A 17,401-nucleotide genomic window follows, 5' to 3' on the forward strand; every position below is an offset into this window, starting at 1 on the left:
CATAGGGTGAAAGAGGAAGAACAGTGTTGAAAGTTGCAGTGGCTTTTTTTGGCATTCCCCGGCAATCGGAGAAATGCTTCCCTTCGATCGAGGCGAATCTTCTCGGTGTACTGCCTACAGATTGTACGGTTAAATGTTTTTATCACTTGTACAAGCTTGACCAGGTCCATAATCAACGGTCAGGAGAGAGCGGAGCGTTAGGCGAAGACAACTACAGCGTGTTCGAGCATATGACAGGTGTGCTTGATACCAACGAAGGTGTATTGGAGCGCTGGGACTTCGACCGCATAAAGGCGCTGGGTGATACTTGGGCAGACCAACACGCTTCATTACGGAATCTTGTTTACCAACTCAATTCCCTTAGAGCTGTAACTGAGCTGTTAGAGCCGTGGGAGCCAGACTTTGTAATTTTCGCCAGGCCTGATCTGTTCTACCACGATGCGCTGCCGACCTATATGCTTGCAAGCGCGCCTACGCACGGTCGTCATGCGTATATTCCGGAGTGGCAATGGTGGGGGGGTGTTAATGACCGTTTCGCACTATGTGGTCGGGATATCTACCGTAGTTATGGCAGACGGATAGAGTGTATTTTCGAATTCTGCGAAGCAACAGGGCGAAAGCTGCATTCGGAGCGGTTGCTGAAATACGTATTGCAGCGAGCCGGCGCCAAAGTGCGTGTGTTACCAACACGTGCGTCCAGAGTTCGAATAGACGGCACTATGGTTGATGAATCCTTTTCATCCACGTCAGGCATGGGCAAACGGGAAAACAGGTTCTTTCAGCCGAAGGTCGAATTCCTCACTTGGTTGGAACGAAAAGGCACGGATAGCCGATAGCATCCATCGCTGGCTTACGTCTTTCAGACGAAGCGCTAATGCCCTGGATGTGGCTATTTGCTACTGTTCGGCTTGAATACAGCTAGCGGCACGAACATCATGGGATTGAACACCATCGCAACCCGGTCTGTGCAGGGTCAGGCAAGCCGCGTTATGGCATTCCCTGAAAGCAATCGGCTGCTTGTAGGCACCAAACCCTTCCCACAGCCCACTCGCTTCCCAGAAGCCTTCCGGGCTCAGCGCTGCTTGTTCCTCAACGTGCCCCATTGCGAGGGCGAGGTCATCCACAGTGCCCTGTTCGGCGGTTCGAACCCTGGCCATGTACCATTGCACTGGTATGAGCGCCAGTTTCCTAGGGAGTGCGCGACCAGTTTTACCTTTACGTTCGTGCGCGACCCGGTAGAGCGGGTGTATGTAGCGTGGGCGCGCTGGATGGAAAGCCGGCTGTTCGTTACTGCTGAATCCGGCGAAGACTTTGACATGGACGAAAGCTTCGAGGGCTTTGTTAGCCGCTGGCTGCGGGAAGAGCATGTGCGTGGCCATGTGGCCTTCGCCCCCCAGACGGACTTTCTGCTAAACGCCCAGGGTGCGTTGGCGCTGGATTTCATTGGGCGCTTCGATCGCCTTGAGCGAGATTTCGCTTCGTTGCGGGATTTTCTCTGCATCAGCGCCGAGCTTCCTTGGTCTGCCCTGGCCTACGAACGGCCACGTGGGCCGCGGTATGCCGTTAGCACCTGGGCACGCAAGCGTATCCGCCGAGTATACGCCGCCGATTACGCCTTGCTGGGCTTTGACTGAGGCCCTGCATCGCCGCTGACAAGCCCTGCTCACGCCCTGTGGTACTATCGCCGCCTTTGTTAATTGGTAGATGGGTTGGGCCATGAAGTTGTCGATGCCGCGTTTCGATCAAGCACCTGTTCTGGTGGTCGGCGATGTGATGCTCGACCGCTATTGGCATGGCGGCACGTCTCGGATTTCTCCGGAGGCTCCAGTGCCGGTTGTGCGGGTCGATCAGATTGAAGACCGCCCCGGCGGCGCCGCCAACGTGGCGTTGAACATCGCCGCCTTGGGCGCGCCAGCATCGCTGGTGGGCGTGACCGGCGAAGACGAAGCCGCCGCGAGCCTGTCAGCCAGCCTTGGCGCCGCTGGGGTCAAAGCGCACTTTCAGCGCATCGCCCATCAGCCTACTATCGTCAAGCTGCGGGTGATGAGCCGGCATCAGCAATTACTGCGTATTGACTTCGAAGAGCCTTTTGCCACGGACCCGCTGCAAATGAGCGCGGATGTAGACGCCTTACTGGCGGGCGTAAAGGTGCTGGTACTCTCCGATTACGGCAAGGGCGCGCTGCAAAACCACCAGGCCTTGATTGCGGCTGCACGTCAGCGGCAGATCCCGGTACTGGCAGACCCTAAAGGCAAGGACTTCAGCCGTTACCGTGGCGCCAGCCTGATCACCCCGAACCTAAGCGAGTTCGAAGCCATCGTGGGCCGCTGCGTGGACGAGGCAGATCTGGTGGGTAAGGGTGCGGCCTTGATGGCCGACCTGGAACTAGGAGCCCTGCTCGTGACCCGTGGCGAACATGGCATGACCTTGCTCAGGGCTGACCATCCGCCCTTGCACCTGCCAGCCCGTGCGCGGGAAGTGTTCGATGTTACCGGCGCCGGTGACACGGTAATTTCTACCTTGGCCGCGGCTATCGCCGCCGGGGAGGAGCTGCCTCACGCGGTAGCCCTGGCTAACCTCGCCGCGGGTATCGTGGTGGGCAAACTGGGGACCGCGGCGATCAGTGCCCCTGAGCTGCGCCGAGCGATTTCTCGCGAACAGGGCTCGGAGCGCGGTGTACTGACCCTGGAGCAGCTACTATTGGCGATCGATGATGCCCGGGCCCACGGAGAAAGGATCGTATTCACCAATGGCTGCTTCGATATCCTCCACGCAGGCCATGTGACCTATCTGGAGCAGGCTAGGGCCCAGGGCGATCGGCTGATCGTGGCCACTAACGACGATGCGTCCGTCTCCAGGCTCAAAGGGCCGGGCCGCCCCATCAATAGCGTGGATCGGCGCATGGCGGTCTTGGCTGGCCTTGGCGCGGTGGATTGGGTCGTGAGCTTTACCGAAGACACCCCCGAAGCGCTGCTGCGCCACGTCAAGCCTGACGTATTGGTAAAAGGCGGTGACTACGGCGTGGAGCAGGTGGTCGGCGCGGATATCGTGCGGGGCTATGGCGGCATAGTGAAGGTGTTAGGGCTGGTCGCCAACAGCTCTACCACTGCCATCGTCGAAAAAATTCGTAACCGCTAACCCTGGTAGGAGCCAGCAGCGCTGGCGAAGCGGTTCATAGCCTAGGGCTTGCGTTGTGCGTGCCCATCTTCGCCAGCTCGGCTGGCTCCTACAACAGCCTGGAACCATACCGGGCAACGCTACCCTTTGTCCCCCGTACGCCCCTTCCTCGCCAGCCGTATCAAGGCCTTGGCGCGGTGAGTGATGCGGCCTATGCGGGATTTAGGCTTGGCCGGGGCGTTGATTCCCTGGCGAGATAGCCATTCGCGCCAGCGCACGCGGTCTTCGTTGACCACCCAGCCCTCCTGGCGCCCGAAGCTCTCCGCCAGGTACAGGCCACGGGTGGCGGCAGGCACCAATTTGCCCTTGCGCAGGGTATAGAGCTCGGCCAGGGGTACACCCTGCTTGAGGGGGATCAGGTACAAGTCTGGGTGGCTGCGGCTGAGTCGGGTAACCAGCTCGCCGTTCTCCAAGCGCTCGTCTACGTGGTAAAGGCTCAAGTCCTTGGCTTCTTTGGGTACTTCCAGCCGCATGTCGTACACCAACTGCAGCGACGCGGTAGGCAGGTGAACATAGGCCCTGGGCCGCTCGATCAAGGTCAGATTACCGCCGCGCACTGGCAGCGCTTCGCCGGTATCCGGGCGCAGAATGAACGGGGCGTTCTCACGGTAGCGCAGGGCACCACTGTAAGGCGCCGGCAGCCAGGTGTCCTTGAAGCGCCCATTGAGCCAGCCTTCCGGGGTTTCCAGCAGGCATTCTTCAGCTATTTCCTGCACCGCCGTGTGCAAGGGCAGGTTCAGTTCATGGGCCGGTACGTAGCCAGAGATCAGCTTGAGGACCACATCGCCTCGGTCCACTCGCTGCTGGCGTACCAGCACCCAGTAATCGCGCCCTTGCCAAGCCAGGGTCATGCGCACGGACACCCCCAAATTAGCCAGCTCCACCTGGAAGCGTTCAGGATCGTCCACTGTAATGGGCCGGCGCTTTTCAAGGGTTTGGCTGAAATTGATGGGCATGCCGGTGGCCTGATAGGTCAACCCCTCGGGGCTAGCCTCCACGGCCAGGGTTTGGGTCTTGAAGTTGCCAGGGTTGCTACGGCGCAAGGTACGTGGCATTGAAATTCCCTTCGGTACGGGCGCAGCCTCGGCCGCCGCCCTTTCAGCGTTTGCTCAGGACCGCGGCGGCAGTGGCCACGTTATGGGCCAGGTGCACGGGATTGATGGTGCCAACGATGGCGGCGGTAACCCCAGGTTGAGTGAACAGTGCATCGAAACTGGCTCGAACCGGGTCAATGCCTGGCTGTTGGCAAGCATGACCACTGGCCAAGGCCTTCTTGATCAATAGGGCCTTACCATGTAACGCCGCGTATTCAATGACCGGCCGCTGCGTCTGATCGTTCAGATTGTAGGTGACCATGGCGCAGCCCCCCTGTTCCAAGGCCTTTAGCCCGCCTTCCACGGTTTTGCCGGAAAACCCGTACGCGCGTAGTTTTCCTTCCTCTTTTAGCCGGGCGAGTGTTTCATAAACGGCGGTCTGCTCAAGGATGTACATATCGTTACCGTCCGAGTGCACCAGCACCAGGTCAATGCACTCGGTGCCCAAACGAGTAAGGCTGCGCTCCACGGAGTACCGGGTATGTTGGGCGCTGAAGTCAAAATGCGATTGATTGTTTTCGAACTCTTCGCCCACTTTGCTCACGATCACCCAGTGGTCGCGTTGGCCCCGTAGCAAGGGGCCCAGGCGCGTTTCGCTGTGCCCATAGGCTGGGGCGGTATCCAGTAGGTTGATGCCCAGTTGCCGCGCTTGGCGCAATAGCCCTTCGGCTTGCTGATCATCGGGGATGGTAAAGCCATTGGGGTATTTCACTCCCTGGTCGCGCCCGAACTTCACCGTGCCCAAGCCCAGGGGCGACACCATCAGGCCAGTATTGCCCAGGGGCCGGTGCAGGCCATGCAAGGACGGCAGGCTCATGGTAGGGCCTCCCAGGCAGGCGTACCCAGCGGTGGTTGGGGCAGGGCAGGTAGGGGTGAGCCAGGCAGGGGCTTGAGCCCAGCGTCTTCAAGAGAGGCGATCACCCGATCGGCGAAATCCGGGGCCAGCGCCAGCTTGGTGGGCCAGCCCACCAGCAGCGGTGGCTCGTTGGCCAGGAAGGCGTTATCTGGCCGCGCCAAGCCGGACTGCGCAGGCTCGGCGCGATCTACCCGCAGCGTTGCCCAATGCACCTGGGTAAGGTCTACCCAAGGTAGCAACTGGCTGATTTCTTTACGCGCCACGGCGATTTGCTCCGCTTCGCTGCGCGCTACGCCGTCTGCCTCGGCCAGCTCGCCGCCCAGGTACCATACCCATTGGCCGTCCGCCGCCGGGTGGGTGGTTACGGTAATGCGAGGCTTAGGCCCGCCACCCAGGCAGTGGGCGTATAGCGGCTTGAGCGCCGCGCCCTTGGCCATGACCATATGCAGTGGGCGCCGTTGCATCGCCGGTTGTTGAATGCCCAAGGCCGAGAGCAGGGCCTCGTTGCCGGCCCCCGCGCTCAGCACGATCCGCTGGGCTCGCACGTCACGCCCATCGATGCGTAGGCCTACCACCGCCTCGCCTTCGCGCAATGGCTCGATCTGCCGGGCCGCCAGCAAGCTACCCTCAGCCAGTTCGGCCAGCCGCGCCACCAGGCTAGGTACATCTACTACCAGCTCAGCCAAGCGATACACTTTGCCTTTGAACCTGGGGTTTTGCAGTGCGGGGGGAAGCTGATCGCCTTTTACCGCGTCTACCCGACCGCGCACGGCCTTGCTGGCGAAGAAACTGGTGAGGTTGCCCGCCAAGGTGCCGGGAGACCATAGGTAATGGGCTTCGGACAACAGGCGCACGCCGCGAAGGTCTAGCTCGCCGGTACCGGCCAGGGCCTCGCGCCAACGCCGGGGCATATCGGCGATGGCTTCGGACGCGCCGGTAAGCGCGCCGTGCAGGGCGTACTTGGCGCCGCCATGGATGATCCCCTGGGCTTTGAGCGTCTGCCCGCCGCCGAGGCTGCCCTGCTCCACCAGCAGGGTAGACCAGCCGGCCTGGCGCAGGCGCGCGTTGAGCCACAGGCCGGCGACGCCAGCGCCGACGATCAGAACATCAGTGGAGAGGGGAGACGACATGGGTTACCTCGAAACGCAAACAGGTGCCCAGTATACCTGCCCGTCGAGCGGTCAGTGGCCAGCGGTGCGCGAGAACAGTTGAATCACCACCACGCCCGCCACGATCAGGCCCATGCCCAAGATAGCCGGCAGGTCCAGCCGCTGCCCATAGATAAACAGTGCCGCGATGCTGACCATGACGATGCCCAACCCCGCCCAGATGGCATAGGCCACGCCCACCGGGATGGTGCGCACCACCAGGGTGAGCATAAATAGCGCGGTGAGGTAACCTACCACCACCAGAATGAGCGGCAGCGGCGTGCTGAAGCCCTTGACCGCCTTCATTGAAGCCGTGGCGATGACTTCGGCCACAATGGCGATTCCAAGGTAGTAATAAGCGGTCATACCGGTTCCTCTCTGAATGGTCGGAGCATTCTGGGCGCACGCTTGGCTCGCCACAACTACCCTCAATGCTATGACGCCCCGTACTTACCAGCATTACGCGTGTTGCTTACCCTTGAGTTACACTCCCGCGCTATGAACAGAACGCTTTATACCGCCTTGTTTTACCTGGGTTTACCGCTGATTGCGCTGCGCCTGTGGCTGCGCGCGCGCAAGGCCCCGGCCTATGCCCAGCGTATCGGCGAGCGCTTCGCCCATGGCCTGCCGCCCATGACCCAAGGGGGGATTTGGGTGCATGCGGTATCGGTGGGCGAAAGCATCGCCGCCGCGCCTTTGGTGCGCGCGCTGCTGGAGCGCTACCCGGAGGCGAGCATTACCCTCACCTGCATGACCCCTACCGGCTCCGAACGCATCCAAGCCCTGTTCGGCGGCAACCCCCGCGTGCAGCACTGTTATTTGCCCTATGACCTGCCCTGGGCCATGGGGCGGTTCCTGGACCATACGCGCCCACGGCTGGGTATCGTGATGGAAACCGAGTTGTGGCCCAACCTGGTGGCCCAGTGCGCCAAGCGCGGTATACCCCTGGCCCTGGCCAATGGCCGTTTGTCTGCCCGCTCGGCGCGTGGCTATGCCCGTTTCGCCAAGTTGACCGCGCCGATGCTGCGTCAGATGAGCCTGCTGGCGGTGCAGACCGAAGCCGAGGCCCAACGCTTTCTACAACTGGGTGCCCGTGCCGAAACCGTGGAGGTGACCGGGTCCATCAAGTTCGACCTGGCGCCAGATCCTGCGCTACCCGAGCGTGCCCAGCTTCTGCGGCAACACTGGCAGGCAAACCAGCGGCCGGTATGGATCGCTGCCAGCACCCATCAGGGCGAAGACGAAATCATTTTGGCGGCCCATCAACAGCTGCTGCGCACCCATGGCGACGCCTTGCTGATCCTGGTGCCGCGCCACCCCGAGCGTTTCGCTCAGGTGGGCACCGCGGTTGAGCAGGCAGGGTTAAGCCTGGCCTGGCGGGCTAATGACCAGCCGGTAACGAGCCAGGTGCAGGTGGTGTTGGGCAATACCATGGGCGAGCTGATGTTGCTGTATGCCGTAGCGGATATCGCCTTTGTGGGCGGCAGCCTGGTGCCTAATGGTGGCCATAACCTGTTGGAGCCCGCAGCCTTGAGCAAGCCGCTGCTCAGCGGGCCCCATCTGTTCAATTTTCAGGACATCGCCGCGCGCCTGACCGAGGCCCAGGCGCTAACGCTGATCGATAACGCTGAGGGCCTGGCGGACGCTGTGCGCCACCTGATCGAGCTGCCCCAGGACGCTCGCCGCATGGGCGAAGCAGGGTTAGTTGTGATGCGTGCCAATCAGGGAGCATTGGCATGGTTGCTGGCGGCGTTGGAGCGGTTGTAGAGGCGCATGTCCGCGAGCTGCGTTCGCGCTCATTAAAAACTATAACGCTTTGGCCCCAGCTGCTAGGGTTATAGATCATTCGCCAGCTTTGCTGGCTCCCACAGGATGAGCTGCGCTCGCTCAGGCGGGCAGGGCTATTTGTTCGGTTTCAAAAGGGCCTTGGCCTGGCGCTCCAGGTCTGGCGGTAGAAAGTCCTTGTCGGGGTTGTAGTCCGGTTTCAGGTACTGCCCCAGGTCTTGCAGGTCTTGAGGGCTCAGCGTGCCCGCCGCTTGCTTGAGCCGCAGGTTATCCAGAATGTAATCGTAGCGGCTATTGTTGTAATCCCGCACCGAGGCATACAACTGGCGCTGGGCATCGAGCACGTCGACAATGTTGCGGGTGCCCACCTGATAGCCGATTTCAGTAGCCTCCACCGCGCTCTGGTTCGAGATGATCGACTGGTGCCGGGCCTGTACCAGTTCTACGTCGGTATTCACGGCACGGTGCAGGTTACGGGTGTCCTCCACCACCTGCCGCCGTAGGCCTTCACGACGATACCCGCTCTGGCTGAACCGTTGGTAGGCCTCGCGCGCCTGGGAGCTGGTCAAGCCGCCACTGTACAGCGGAATGTCCAAACGCAGGCCAATGGTGCGCCGCTCCACATCGCCACTGTAGGCCAGGCCATTGATGCCCGTAGGGTTGCTTAGCTGGAAGTTGTCGTTGTCGCCTTTTTCGTACTGGGCAATGGCGTCCAGTGTGGGGGCGTGCCCGGCTTTGCGTTGGCGCAGGGTTTGCTCGGCGGCCTCTACCGCGAAATTGCTGGCCAGTAGTTGCAGGTTTTGTTGAATCGCGGTGTCTACCCAGGCGCGAGCGTCATTAGGCAGCGGGGGCAATATGGGCAACGTATGCACCACCCCTTGCAAGGCGTTGTATTCCCGGTTGGTCAGCGTTACCAGGGCTTGGAAGGCGTCATCCACCTGGCGCTCGGCCGTGCTGCGATTAGCCCGGGCGGTGTCATAGCTGGCCTGGGATTGAAGGGTGTCAGTCTTGTCCGTAAGGCCTACGTTGAAGCGCTCGTTGGACTGGTCCAGCTGGCGGCGGAAGGCGTTTTCCTCGGCCCGCGCCGTGGCCAGTGCGTCCTGGGCACGCAACACCGCGAAGTAACGCTCGGCGCTTTGCAAAATCAGGTTTTGCTCGGTCGCCGAGAGCTCCAGGCCTGCCTGCTGGTCACTGGCCTGGGCGGCCTTGAGCTGGAACCAGCGGTCGACGCGGAAAATCGGCTGGCTCAGCGTGGCGCGGTACGAGGTGCCACTGCGGTTGGCCGTCATGGCGGGTTTATCCAGCGACTGTCGAGTGTCGTTCACGTCGGCACCTGCGGACAGGTTCGGCAGCAACCCCGCCCTGGCCTGGGGTACGGCTTCCTGACGCGCGGCAAAATCCGCGCGCGACGCTGCCAGGTCCGCGTTGTTATCCACGGCTTGCTGGTAAACGCTCATCAAGTCGGTTTGGCTTGCCAGGGGCGCGACGGCCGCCTGCGCGCCATTGGCCAGCAGCCCGCCCACGGCAGCAGCCAGCAGTTTGGCGTTAAACATAAGCAATCCCTTGTAATGAATTCTGCCGCCGGAGCTTACCCGGTGGTGCACGCTACTGTCTCAGTGCCACGCTGCGCTGAGCGGCAGGGCAGTATTACCTACGGCAGTTGGCGTTACCACAGGATAAGGCTAGACTCTTGGCTGTTCTTGTCGGGGTGCCCCATGTAAGGGGCTGAGATCGGAAGTTCCGGATCCCGTTGAACCTGATCAGGTTGATGCCTGCGTAGGGAACAAGATTTCTCGCTTCCCGGCGAGTCCTCTTTGTGCTCGGTCCGGGATGTCGTTCGTTCGAACGCCTCTTTGCGTACCGGCACCGCTCGTGCCCCTGCCTATGCTTGCCCTCAGGTTCGCTCCGACGCCCCTTAGCCTGGCTGGAGAACCTGTATGAGCGAACAACAACACGCCACGCCCCACCTGAGCGAATCGGCCCAAGTAGACCTGCAATCGGTGCAGCCCTTCCCACGGTCTCGGAAAATCTACGTACAGGGCTCCCGCCCGGACATCCGCGTGCCTATGCGGGAGATCAGCCTGGATGCCACGCCTACGGATTTTGGAGGTGAAATCAATCTGCCGGTGCTGGTATACGATACCTCCGGCCCGTACACCGACCCGACGGTGGCCATCGACGTGCGCAAGGGGCTGGCGGACGTGCGCTCCAGCTGGATCGACAGCCGTGGAGATACCCAGCGGCTGACCGGGCTAAGCTCCCGCTTCGGCCAAGAGCGCCTGGCAGATCCTTCCCTGGCGGCCCTGCGCTTTGCCCATGTGGGCCAACCGCGCCGGGCCAAGGCCGGGGCCAATGTGACCCAGATGCACTACGCCCGGCAGGGGCTCATTACCGCGGAAATGGAATATGTCGCCATCCGCGAGAACCTCAAGCTGCAGGAAGCGCGCGCCGCCGGCCTGCTGACCGAACAACACGCCGGTCACAGTTTCGGTGCCAGCATTCCCAAGGAAATCACCGCCGAATTCGTGCGTGATGAAGTGGCCCGTGGGCGTGCGATTATCCCGGCCAATATCAACCATCCAGAATTAGAGCCGATGATTATTGGCCGCAACTTCCTGGTGAAGATCAACGGCAATATCGGCAATAGCGCCCTGGGTTCGTCCATCGAAGAGGAAGTGGCCAAGCTCACCTGGGGTATTCGCTGGGGCTCGGACACAGTGATGGACCTGTCCACCGGCAAGCACATCCACGAAACCCGTGAGTGGATCATCCGTAACTCGCCCGTGCCCATCGGTACCGTGCCCATTTACCAGGCGCTGGAAAAAGTCGGCGGGGCCGCCGAAGACCTGACCTGGGAGCTGTTCCGAGACACTTTGATCGAGCAAGCCGAGCAGGGGGTGGATTACTTCACCATTCACGCCGGGGTGCTGCTGCGCTACGTACCGTTGACGGCCAAGCGTGTCACCGGCATCGTCAGCCGGGGCGGCTCGATCATGGCCAAGTGGTGCCTGGCGCACCATCAGGAGAACTTCCTGTATACGCACTTCGATGAGATCTGCGAAATCATGAAGGCCTACGACGTGAGCTTCTCGCTGGGCGATGGCCTGCGCCCGGGGTCAATCGCCGATGCCAACGATGAAGCGCAATTCGGCGAGCTGGAGACCCTCGGCGAATTGACCAAGATTGCCTGGAAGCATGACGTGCAGTGCATGATCGAAGGCCCTGGCCACGTGCCCATGCAGTTGATCAAAGAGAACATGGACAAGCAGCTTGAGTGCTGCGACGAGGCGCCGTTTTACACCTTGGGCCCGCTGACCACGGACATTGCCCCAGGCTACGACCACATCACCTCGGGCATCGGCGCGGCCATGATCGGCTGGTTCGGCTGCGCCATGCTCTGTTACGTTACCCCCAAGGAGCACCTAGGGCTGCCCAACAAGGATGACGTAAAAACCGGGATCATCACCTACAAGATCGCCGCCCATGCCGCGGATTTGGCCAAAGGCCACCCGGGTGCCCAATTGCGCGACAACGCGCTGTCCAAGGCGCGTTTCGAATTCCGCTGGGAAGACCAGTTCAACCTAGGGCTGGACCCAGATACCGCGCGGGCATACCACGATGAAACCTTGCCCAAGGAATCGGCCAAGGTGGCGCATTTCTGCTCTATGTGCGGGCCGAAGTTCTGCTCCATGAAAATCACCCAGGAAGTGCGTGAATACGCTGCCACGCACATCCCTAGCGTGAACGTCAGCGCCGAGAAGGGCATGCGCGAGCAGGCGCAGCGGTTCAGGGAGGCGGGTAGTCAGCTGTACCACAAGCTTTAAGACCGCCAGGTTCCCGGGCGTGATGCCGGCCCAGCCCTGTGGGGCCGGGCAAAGCCCGGGAACAAAACGCCTATTCTCTGACCGAGCACCGAACCTTGACCCAATACTCTCCCGACCTTCCTGTCGCGCCCGAGGGGCGCGTTTTCGGCGCGCGCGACCTGTTCACCCTGTGGTTCTCCCTCGGGGTGGGCTTGATGGTGCTGCAAACCGGGGCCTTGCTGGCTCCGGGCCTGGGCTTGGCCCATGGTGTACTCGCCATTGTGCTGGGCACGGTGGTCGGCGTGCTGTTGCTGGCCGCCGCCGCCGTGGTGGGCACTGACACGGGCTTGTCCGCCATGGCCTCTATGAAAACCAGCCTGGGCCGCCATGGCGCAGCCTTGCCTGCCTTGCTCAACCTGCTGCAACTGGTGGGCTGGGGCGCGTTCGAGCTGATCGTAATGCGAGACGCGGCAAGCCTACTGGCCACTGATCAGTGGGGGGAGGCCAGCACGTGGGCGAACCCATTGCTGTGGACCGGGGTATTCGGTGGGCTGGCGACCCTCTTGGCAGTCAGCGGCCCCTTGGCGTTCGTGCGCAAGGTGTTGCGCAAATGGGGCATCTGGCTGCTGCTGGCAGCTTGCACCTGGCTTACTTGGCACCTGTTTCAGGCAACGGATCTGCCTGCGCTCTGGAATCGCGCCGGTGATGGTTCCCTGACACTGGCTGCCGGTTTTGACGTCGCCATCGCCATGCCGCTGTCCTGGCTGCCGTTGGTGGCGGACTACTCCCGGTTTGGCAGGGCACCAAGCAGGGTATTCAAAGGCACAGCCCTGGGCTTCTTGCTGGGCAATGTGTGGCTAATGGGCCTAGGGGTGGCCTACACCTTAGCGTTTGCTCCAGCCGGGGAGGCCAACGCCTTGCTGCTAGCGTTGGCAGGGGCGGGCATGGGTATCCCACTGTTACTCATCTTGCTGGATGAGACCGAAAACGCCTTTGCGGATATTCACTCAGCGGCGGTTTCGGTGGGCCTGCTAGTACGGGTGAAGGTCGAACACCTGGCCTTGGTGGTTGGGCTGGTGTGTACCTTGATCGCGGCTTTCGCGCCCCTGGCCCAGTACCAAAATTTCCTGCTGCTGATCGGTTCGGTGTTCGCGCCGCTGTTCGGCGTGGTGCTGGCGGATCATTACCTGTTGCGCCAACGCCGTGCTGTGGTGGCTGGCCCGGCGTGGCGTATTCCCGCGTTGGTGGCCTGGGTAGCGGGGGCCGCCTTGTATCAGGCGCTGGCCCGGTATTGGCCGAATCTGGGCGCTACCTTGCCGTCGCTGCTGCTGGCCGGGGTGTTGCACCTGGCCTTGAGTCGCCTGTTTAGCGCCGCGGGCGCAGCTCCGGCCGGATCACACCGTTGAGCCGTGCATAGGGGATTTTCAGCTCGATGTGCCCCATGGCGTAGGGCGCGATGCTATATACATTGTATTTGAGCACCACCGCGTCGGACGCCAGGGCAATGTTGTCGGTACGCTGGAACGGCCAGTTCTTGACGAATTCCGGGTCTTGGTCCAGCTTCGAGGCAATCATCCAGCCCCGGTGAGCTTCCTGGGCCGCTAGCCAAAAAGTTGACTCCTGGCCTGGCATTACCATGTCGGCCAGGCTCAAGGCTTTATGCCGCGCCTTGGACCACGTAATAAATCCCCGCCCCGGCATGCCGTGCGCACCGCCAGTGTCTAGGTAGCTGGACAGCTCCACGATCACCAGCCCGTCATGCTGTTCCCGTACCTTCGCTTGCAGGTAGGTCGAATTGCCTGTTTGCGCCTGGCCTAGGAATTGTTCCTGGTAGGCCTGCAGGGTCGGGGCAGGGGGAAGGTCTGGGGTGTCCTGGGTCAAGGCCAGCAAACGCTGCTGTACCAAGGTGTCGAGCGTGGGTTCTTCGGGGAAATGCACCGTATCCAGGTTCACCAATGGGCAGTCGGCGGAGGTGCAGCCGGGCTTGATATGTTCCCAGGCTTCGCGCTCGGTTTTGAGCGGTTTGTCGTAATCGGGTTGAAAAAGGCTTTGGCAGGCGCCAAGACTCAACGCGAGAAGCGCCAGCGCGGAAACTTTCAAGGGTGACATGGAATTCCTTGGCGAGTATTAAGTCGGGGTTGGACTATAAACGTAACGTTCGGTTCGTCACCACACATGCGCGACGGCCGTCGGCACAATGGTTGCATCGGCTATCGTTGCCAGTGACCTGAAGATGGGAAAAGAGGATTCGTATGACAGACGCTAACCAATCGGTGCCTACACAGGTGGAAATCACCCGCCGGGAAAACTGCTTCACCGGGTTCTACAAGGTGGACAAACTGTTCCTGCGCCATGAACTGTTCTCCGGTGGCATGGGCAAGGAAATCAGCCGCGAGCTGTTCGTGCGGCACGACGCCGTATGTGTGCTGCCTTATGACCCCATACGAGACGAAGTGGTGCTGATCGAGCAGTTCCGAGTGGGTGCCATGAACAAGGTCAGCAACCCCTGGTTGATCGAGATGGTTGCCGGTCTGATCGACAAGGACGAAACCCCCGAAGAAGTTGCGCACCGCGAAGCGGAAGAGGAAGCTGGGCTCACATTCAAGGGCCTTTGGCCGATTACCAAGTATTTCCCCTCCCCGGGGGGCAGTGATGAGTACGTGCACCTTTACCTGGGCCGTTGCGAAAGCTCGGACGCTGGCGGGTTACACGGGCTAGAAGAGGAAGGGGAGGATATTCGCGTGCGGGTCTGGGCATTCGAGGATGCGCTTCAGGCCGTGCGCGACGGTAGGATCATTAACGCGGCCGCGCTGATCGCCATTCAATGGCTGGCGCTGAACCGCGAAGAAGTCAGGGGGTTGTGGAAGTGAATGTGTTGCGTGAACGCTATCGGGTCGACCTGGCCGCTTTGCAGGCAGCCTGCGAGGCCAACTATGCTCGCCTCATGCGCCTGTTGCCAGGCATGCGTGGAGAGCAGCGTTCGCGCCAGATCGCAATGACCCAGGGCGATCAGATGCTCGGCGTGCTGAACATCGAAGTTATTCAGGCCAGCCCTTACACCACCACGGTAAGCGTTAGCCAGAAGCACAGCCTGCCCTGGCTGCCGGTGCCGCGCATGGAGGTTCAGGTCTATCACGATGCCCGCATGGCTGAAGTGATAGGCGCCCAACATGCGCGGCGCTTTCGAGGTATTTATCCGTACCCCAACGCGGCCATGCACCAGCCCGACGAAAAAGCCCAGCTCAACCTGTTCCTTGGGGAGTGGCTAAGCTACTGCCTGGCCTGTGGGCATGAGTATGAGTATGTGAGGTAAGTCGGCGGTCAATGAGCAGAATAGTTGGAGTGAACAAGGCGCCATAGTTGGAGTGCCTTGTCACATCTGTTCAACATTGCTGCTAGTAGCCATCGTGGCTATTATCCAAAATTATGTATAGTCAATAATTATTGTCAGCTCATAATTTTGGATAAAGTTATGATTTTTCATCGACACACGTTGGCCGAGCAAATGGCTAGCCAGCTCCTTAACCCTGGAGTGCTCGACGAAAATCTGCGCTCTGGTCTGTTTATTTCGGGGCTGCGCAGAACCGGAAAGACAACCTTTCTGATGGCTGATCTGATGCCCGCCTTGGAGTCTCAGGGGGCCCTAGTCATTTATGTGGACCTCTGGACCGATACGCTGACTTCTCCCTCTGCATTGCTGCAGCAGGCCATCACGGACAAGCTTCAGGAGTTGCAACAGCCGGAATCCAAGGCGCTGAGGACGCTCAAGCGTGTCAATGGCCTGGATCTCGGTGGTTTTGGTTTCAAATTCGGGTTCAAATTGCAGGATATAGGCAAGGCAGGAGGCGTACCCCTGGCAGACGCTTTGAAAGCGGTAGTTGATCTTGCTAAAACCGATGTAGTCCTGATCGTAGATGAGGTGCAGCAAGCTATTGCAAGCGAGGAGGGGCAGAACATGATGTTCGCCCTAAAGGCAGCTCGTGATGCTATCAACCCTAGGAACGATATGCCTGGTTACCTGATCTTCATTGGCACAGGCTCGCATCGAGCCCAAGTTGGCGAAATGACCGCTAAGCATAATCAGGCTTTCGCTGGTGCAGAGTCCGCAAGCTTCCCGGTGTTGGGCGAGGACTACGTAGAATTTCTCTTGAACCGCTATGAAGCAGAGATTGGCTCAGACAGGCTTCCGAGCCGAGCAATTGCCATTGAAGCGTTCAATTCATTGGGCAATCGCCCAGAGGAACTCAAACGCGCAATTGGTCATGTGATCCGCCAAGGTGGAAACCCAGACGTGGCAATGCCCATCGTCGCCCAGACGCTACGTTCTGCTATTGCCGACATTGAAATTTCTAAAGTCGAGAACTTGGGGAGCCTGGCCATGGAAGTCTTTGGACGAATTGCGTCTTCTGATAAACCGGTAAAGAAGCTTTACTCTGCTGAAGCGGCCGCGGATTACTCGAAGGCCATTGGCAGGGAAGTAAAGATCGAGGAAATCCAGCCTATCTTGAACGCGCTTGTGGCCGAGAATCTGGTCATGCGCATGGGGCACGGGATCTTTACCCTTTCTGACCCCTATGTTGGCGAGATCTGGAAGGATACTCAACGTCTGATCAACGCTGAGTACGTAGGCGCAGCTGAAGAAAGTGCACCATAATGCTTGCTGTGTTTTCCTTGGAGCCGCGTCTTGCCGAACCGCCATAACACCCGTGATTCATCCATCCTGCTGTTGCAGTTGACCGATAGCCATCTGTTCGCCGAGGCCGAGGGTAACCTGCTGGGGATGAACACCGCTGACAGCTTGGGTCAGGTGGTAAGCCTGGTCATGGCAGAGCAGCCGACGGTGGACCTTATGGTTGCGACCGGGGACCTGTCCCAGGATGGCACGCTGGAGTCGTACGAGCGCTTTCGGCAAATGACCGCGTGCATTGACGCGCCTCATTATTGGATGGCAGGCAATCACGACGAAGCCGCGGTGATGGCCGAGCATTACAGTGACAGCGACCTGATGCGCCAGGTGGTGGACGTAGGGAACTGGCGGATTACCTTACTGGACTCTTCGGTATCAGGGTCGGTCCCCGGTTGGCTTGCCGAGGGTCAACTGCGCACCCTTGAAGCAGCACTGGAAGGCGCGCCGGATCGGCATCACCTGGTGTGCCTGCACCATCACCCGGTGTCCATCGATTGCCCGTGGATGGCGCCCATCGGTTTGCGCAACGCCGAGGCTTTCTGGGCAGTGGTAGACCGCTATCCACAGGTGCGTGGCATACTTTGGGGCCATATTCATCAGCACCTGGACCGTCAGCGCGACGGTGTTCGATTATTGGCCAGCCCGTCGACCTGCGTGCAGTTCAAGCCCTTGAGCGAAGACTTTGCCGTGGACCGTATCGCGCCGGGCTACCGTTGGTTGCGGTTGCAGCCCAATGGCGACATAGAAACAGGCATTTCCCGCGTAACGGATTTTCAGTTCGCGCCCGAGTTTGGTGGCAGCGGTTATTGAACGGGATACACTCGGGTGTCTCGATTCGACCGCAGGAGGCC

At 60.5% G+C, this 17,401-nt stretch carries 16 protein-coding genes and 1 riboswitch; of the genes, 10 read left to right on the forward strand and 6 right to left on the reverse strand.

Annotated elements, in window-relative coordinates; all coding sequences use genetic code 11:
- The first annotated feature begins 23 nt into the window (after positions 1–23).
- The 3 genes from ACWKV4_RS03600 (at position 24) to hldE (ending at position 3,138) form a co-directional block, all read left to right on the forward strand.
- Positions 24–836, forward strand: coding sequence for a hypothetical protein (locus tag ACWKV4_RS03600; protein WP_483831062.1), 813 nt, complete (start codon positions 24–26; stop codon positions 834–836).
- A 153-nt stretch (positions 837–989) separates the two neighbouring features.
- Positions 990–1,634 carry a sulfotransferase family 2 domain-containing protein gene (locus ACWKV4_RS03605; protein ID WP_483831061.1) on the forward strand — a complete coding sequence of 215 codons (645 nt, stop codon included), beginning with the start codon at positions 990–992 and terminating at the stop codon, positions 1,632–1,634.
- An 82-nt stretch (positions 1,635–1,716) separates the two neighbouring features.
- On the forward strand, positions 1,717–3,138 hold the full coding sequence (gene hldE, locus ACWKV4_RS03610) for a bifunctional D-glycero-beta-D-manno-heptose-7-phosphate kinase/D-glycero-beta-D-manno-heptose 1-phosphate adenylyltransferase HldE (protein WP_483831060.1): 1,422 nt from the start codon (positions 1,717–1,719) through the stop codon (positions 3,136–3,138).
- A gap of 119 nt (positions 3,139–3,257) precedes the next feature.
- Here the strand turns inward: hldE and ACWKV4_RS03615 are convergent, their stop codons facing one another.
- Genes ACWKV4_RS03615 through ACWKV4_RS03630 form a run of 4 tightly spaced genes read right to left on the reverse strand, consistent with a single transcriptional unit; the run spans position 3,258 to position 6,641 of the window.
- Positions 3,258–4,232: a metal ABC transporter ATPase gene (locus ACWKV4_RS03615; RefSeq protein WP_483831059.1), complete on the reverse strand. Its 975-nt coding sequence runs from the start codon at positions 4,230–4,232 to the stop codon at positions 3,258–3,260.
- A gap of 43 nt (positions 4,233–4,275) precedes the next feature.
- Positions 4,276–5,088 carry an aldo/keto reductase gene (locus ACWKV4_RS03620; protein WP_483831058.1) on the reverse strand — a complete coding sequence of 271 codons (813 nt, stop codon included), beginning with the start codon at positions 5,086–5,088 and terminating at the stop codon, positions 4,276–4,278.
- On the reverse strand, positions 5,085–6,257 hold the full coding sequence (locus ACWKV4_RS03625; protein ID WP_483831057.1) for an NAD(P)/FAD-dependent oxidoreductase: 1,173 nt from the start codon (positions 6,255–6,257) through the stop codon (positions 5,085–5,087). Before ACWKV4_RS03625 ends, ACWKV4_RS03620 begins: the two co-directional genes overlap by 4 nt.
- A 51-nt stretch (positions 6,258–6,308) precedes the next feature.
- A complete protein-coding gene (locus ACWKV4_RS03630; protein ID WP_483831056.1) occupies positions 6,309–6,641 on the reverse strand; it encodes an SMR family transporter in 333 nt (110 codons plus the stop codon).
- A 132-nt stretch (positions 6,642–6,773) separates the two neighbouring features.
- On the opposite strand from ACWKV4_RS03630, the gene waaA reads away from it, so the two are divergent.
- Positions 6,774–8,042 carry a lipid IV(A) 3-deoxy-D-manno-octulosonic acid transferase gene (waaA, locus tag ACWKV4_RS03635; protein ID WP_483831055.1) on the forward strand — a complete coding sequence of 423 codons (1,269 nt, stop codon included), beginning with the start codon at positions 6,774–6,776 and terminating at the stop codon, positions 8,040–8,042.
- A 134-nt stretch (positions 8,043–8,176) separates the two neighbouring features.
- On the opposite strand, the gene ACWKV4_RS03640 is transcribed toward waaA, so the two are convergent.
- Positions 8,177–9,613 (reverse strand): TolC family outer membrane protein, encoded by a 1,437-nt coding sequence (locus ACWKV4_RS03640; protein WP_483831054.1) that lies wholly within the window; start codon positions 9,611–9,613, stop codon positions 8,177–8,179.
- Positions 9,614–9,754: 141 nt separating this feature from the next.
- Positions 9,755–9,860: riboswitch (TPP riboswitch) on the forward strand.
- A gap of 137 nt (positions 9,861–9,997) precedes the next feature.
- Here ACWKV4_RS03640 and thiC point away from each other — a divergent pair.
- Positions 9,998–11,884, forward strand: coding sequence for a phosphomethylpyrimidine synthase ThiC (gene thiC / locus ACWKV4_RS03645; protein WP_483831053.1), 1,887 nt, complete (start codon positions 9,998–10,000; stop codon positions 11,882–11,884).
- Positions 11,885–11,979: 95 nt separating this feature from the next.
- Positions 11,980–13,269 carry a putative hydroxymethylpyrimidine transporter CytX gene (gene cytX / locus ACWKV4_RS03650; RefSeq protein WP_483831052.1) on the forward strand — a complete coding sequence of 430 codons (1,290 nt, stop codon included), beginning with the start codon at positions 11,980–11,982 and terminating at the stop codon, positions 13,267–13,269.
- On the opposite strand, the gene ACWKV4_RS03655 is transcribed toward cytX, so the two are convergent.
- The gene (locus ACWKV4_RS03655; protein ID WP_483831051.1) at positions 13,229–13,972 is read right to left on the reverse strand and encodes an RsiV family protein; all 744 of its coding nucleotides are present in this window, start codon (positions 13,970–13,972) and stop codon (positions 13,229–13,231) included. The genes cytX and ACWKV4_RS03655 overlap by 41 nt on opposite strands.
- 143 nt (positions 13,973–14,115) lie before the next feature.
- Between ACWKV4_RS03655 and ACWKV4_RS03660 the strand changes: the two genes are divergently transcribed.
- The 4 genes from ACWKV4_RS03660 (at position 14,116) to cpdA (ending at position 17,360) form a co-directional block, all read left to right on the forward strand.
- Entirely contained in the window at positions 14,116–14,733 is a 618-nt protein-coding gene (locus ACWKV4_RS03660; protein ID WP_483831050.1) for an NUDIX domain-containing protein, read from the forward strand.
- Positions 14,724–15,176, forward strand: a complete 453-nt coding sequence (locus ACWKV4_RS03665) for a DUF1249 domain-containing protein (RefSeq protein ID WP_483831049.1) — start codon at positions 14,724–14,726, stop codon at positions 15,174–15,176. Before ACWKV4_RS03660 ends, ACWKV4_RS03665 begins: the two co-directional genes overlap by 10 nt.
- Before the next feature lie 159 nt (positions 15,177–15,335).
- Positions 15,336–16,517, forward strand: coding sequence for an ATP-binding protein (locus ACWKV4_RS03670; RefSeq protein WP_483831197.1), 1,182 nt, complete (start codon positions 15,336–15,338; stop codon positions 16,515–16,517).
- Positions 16,518–16,547: 30 nt separating this feature from the next.
- The gene (gene cpdA, locus ACWKV4_RS03675) at positions 16,548–17,360 is read left to right on the forward strand and encodes a 3',5'-cyclic-AMP phosphodiesterase (protein WP_483831048.1); all 813 of its coding nucleotides are present in this window, start codon (positions 16,548–16,550) and stop codon (positions 17,358–17,360) included.
- Positions 17,361–17,401: the final 41 nt, after the last annotated feature.

It is taken from the genome of Pseudomonas artemisiae (assembly GCF_057128685.1).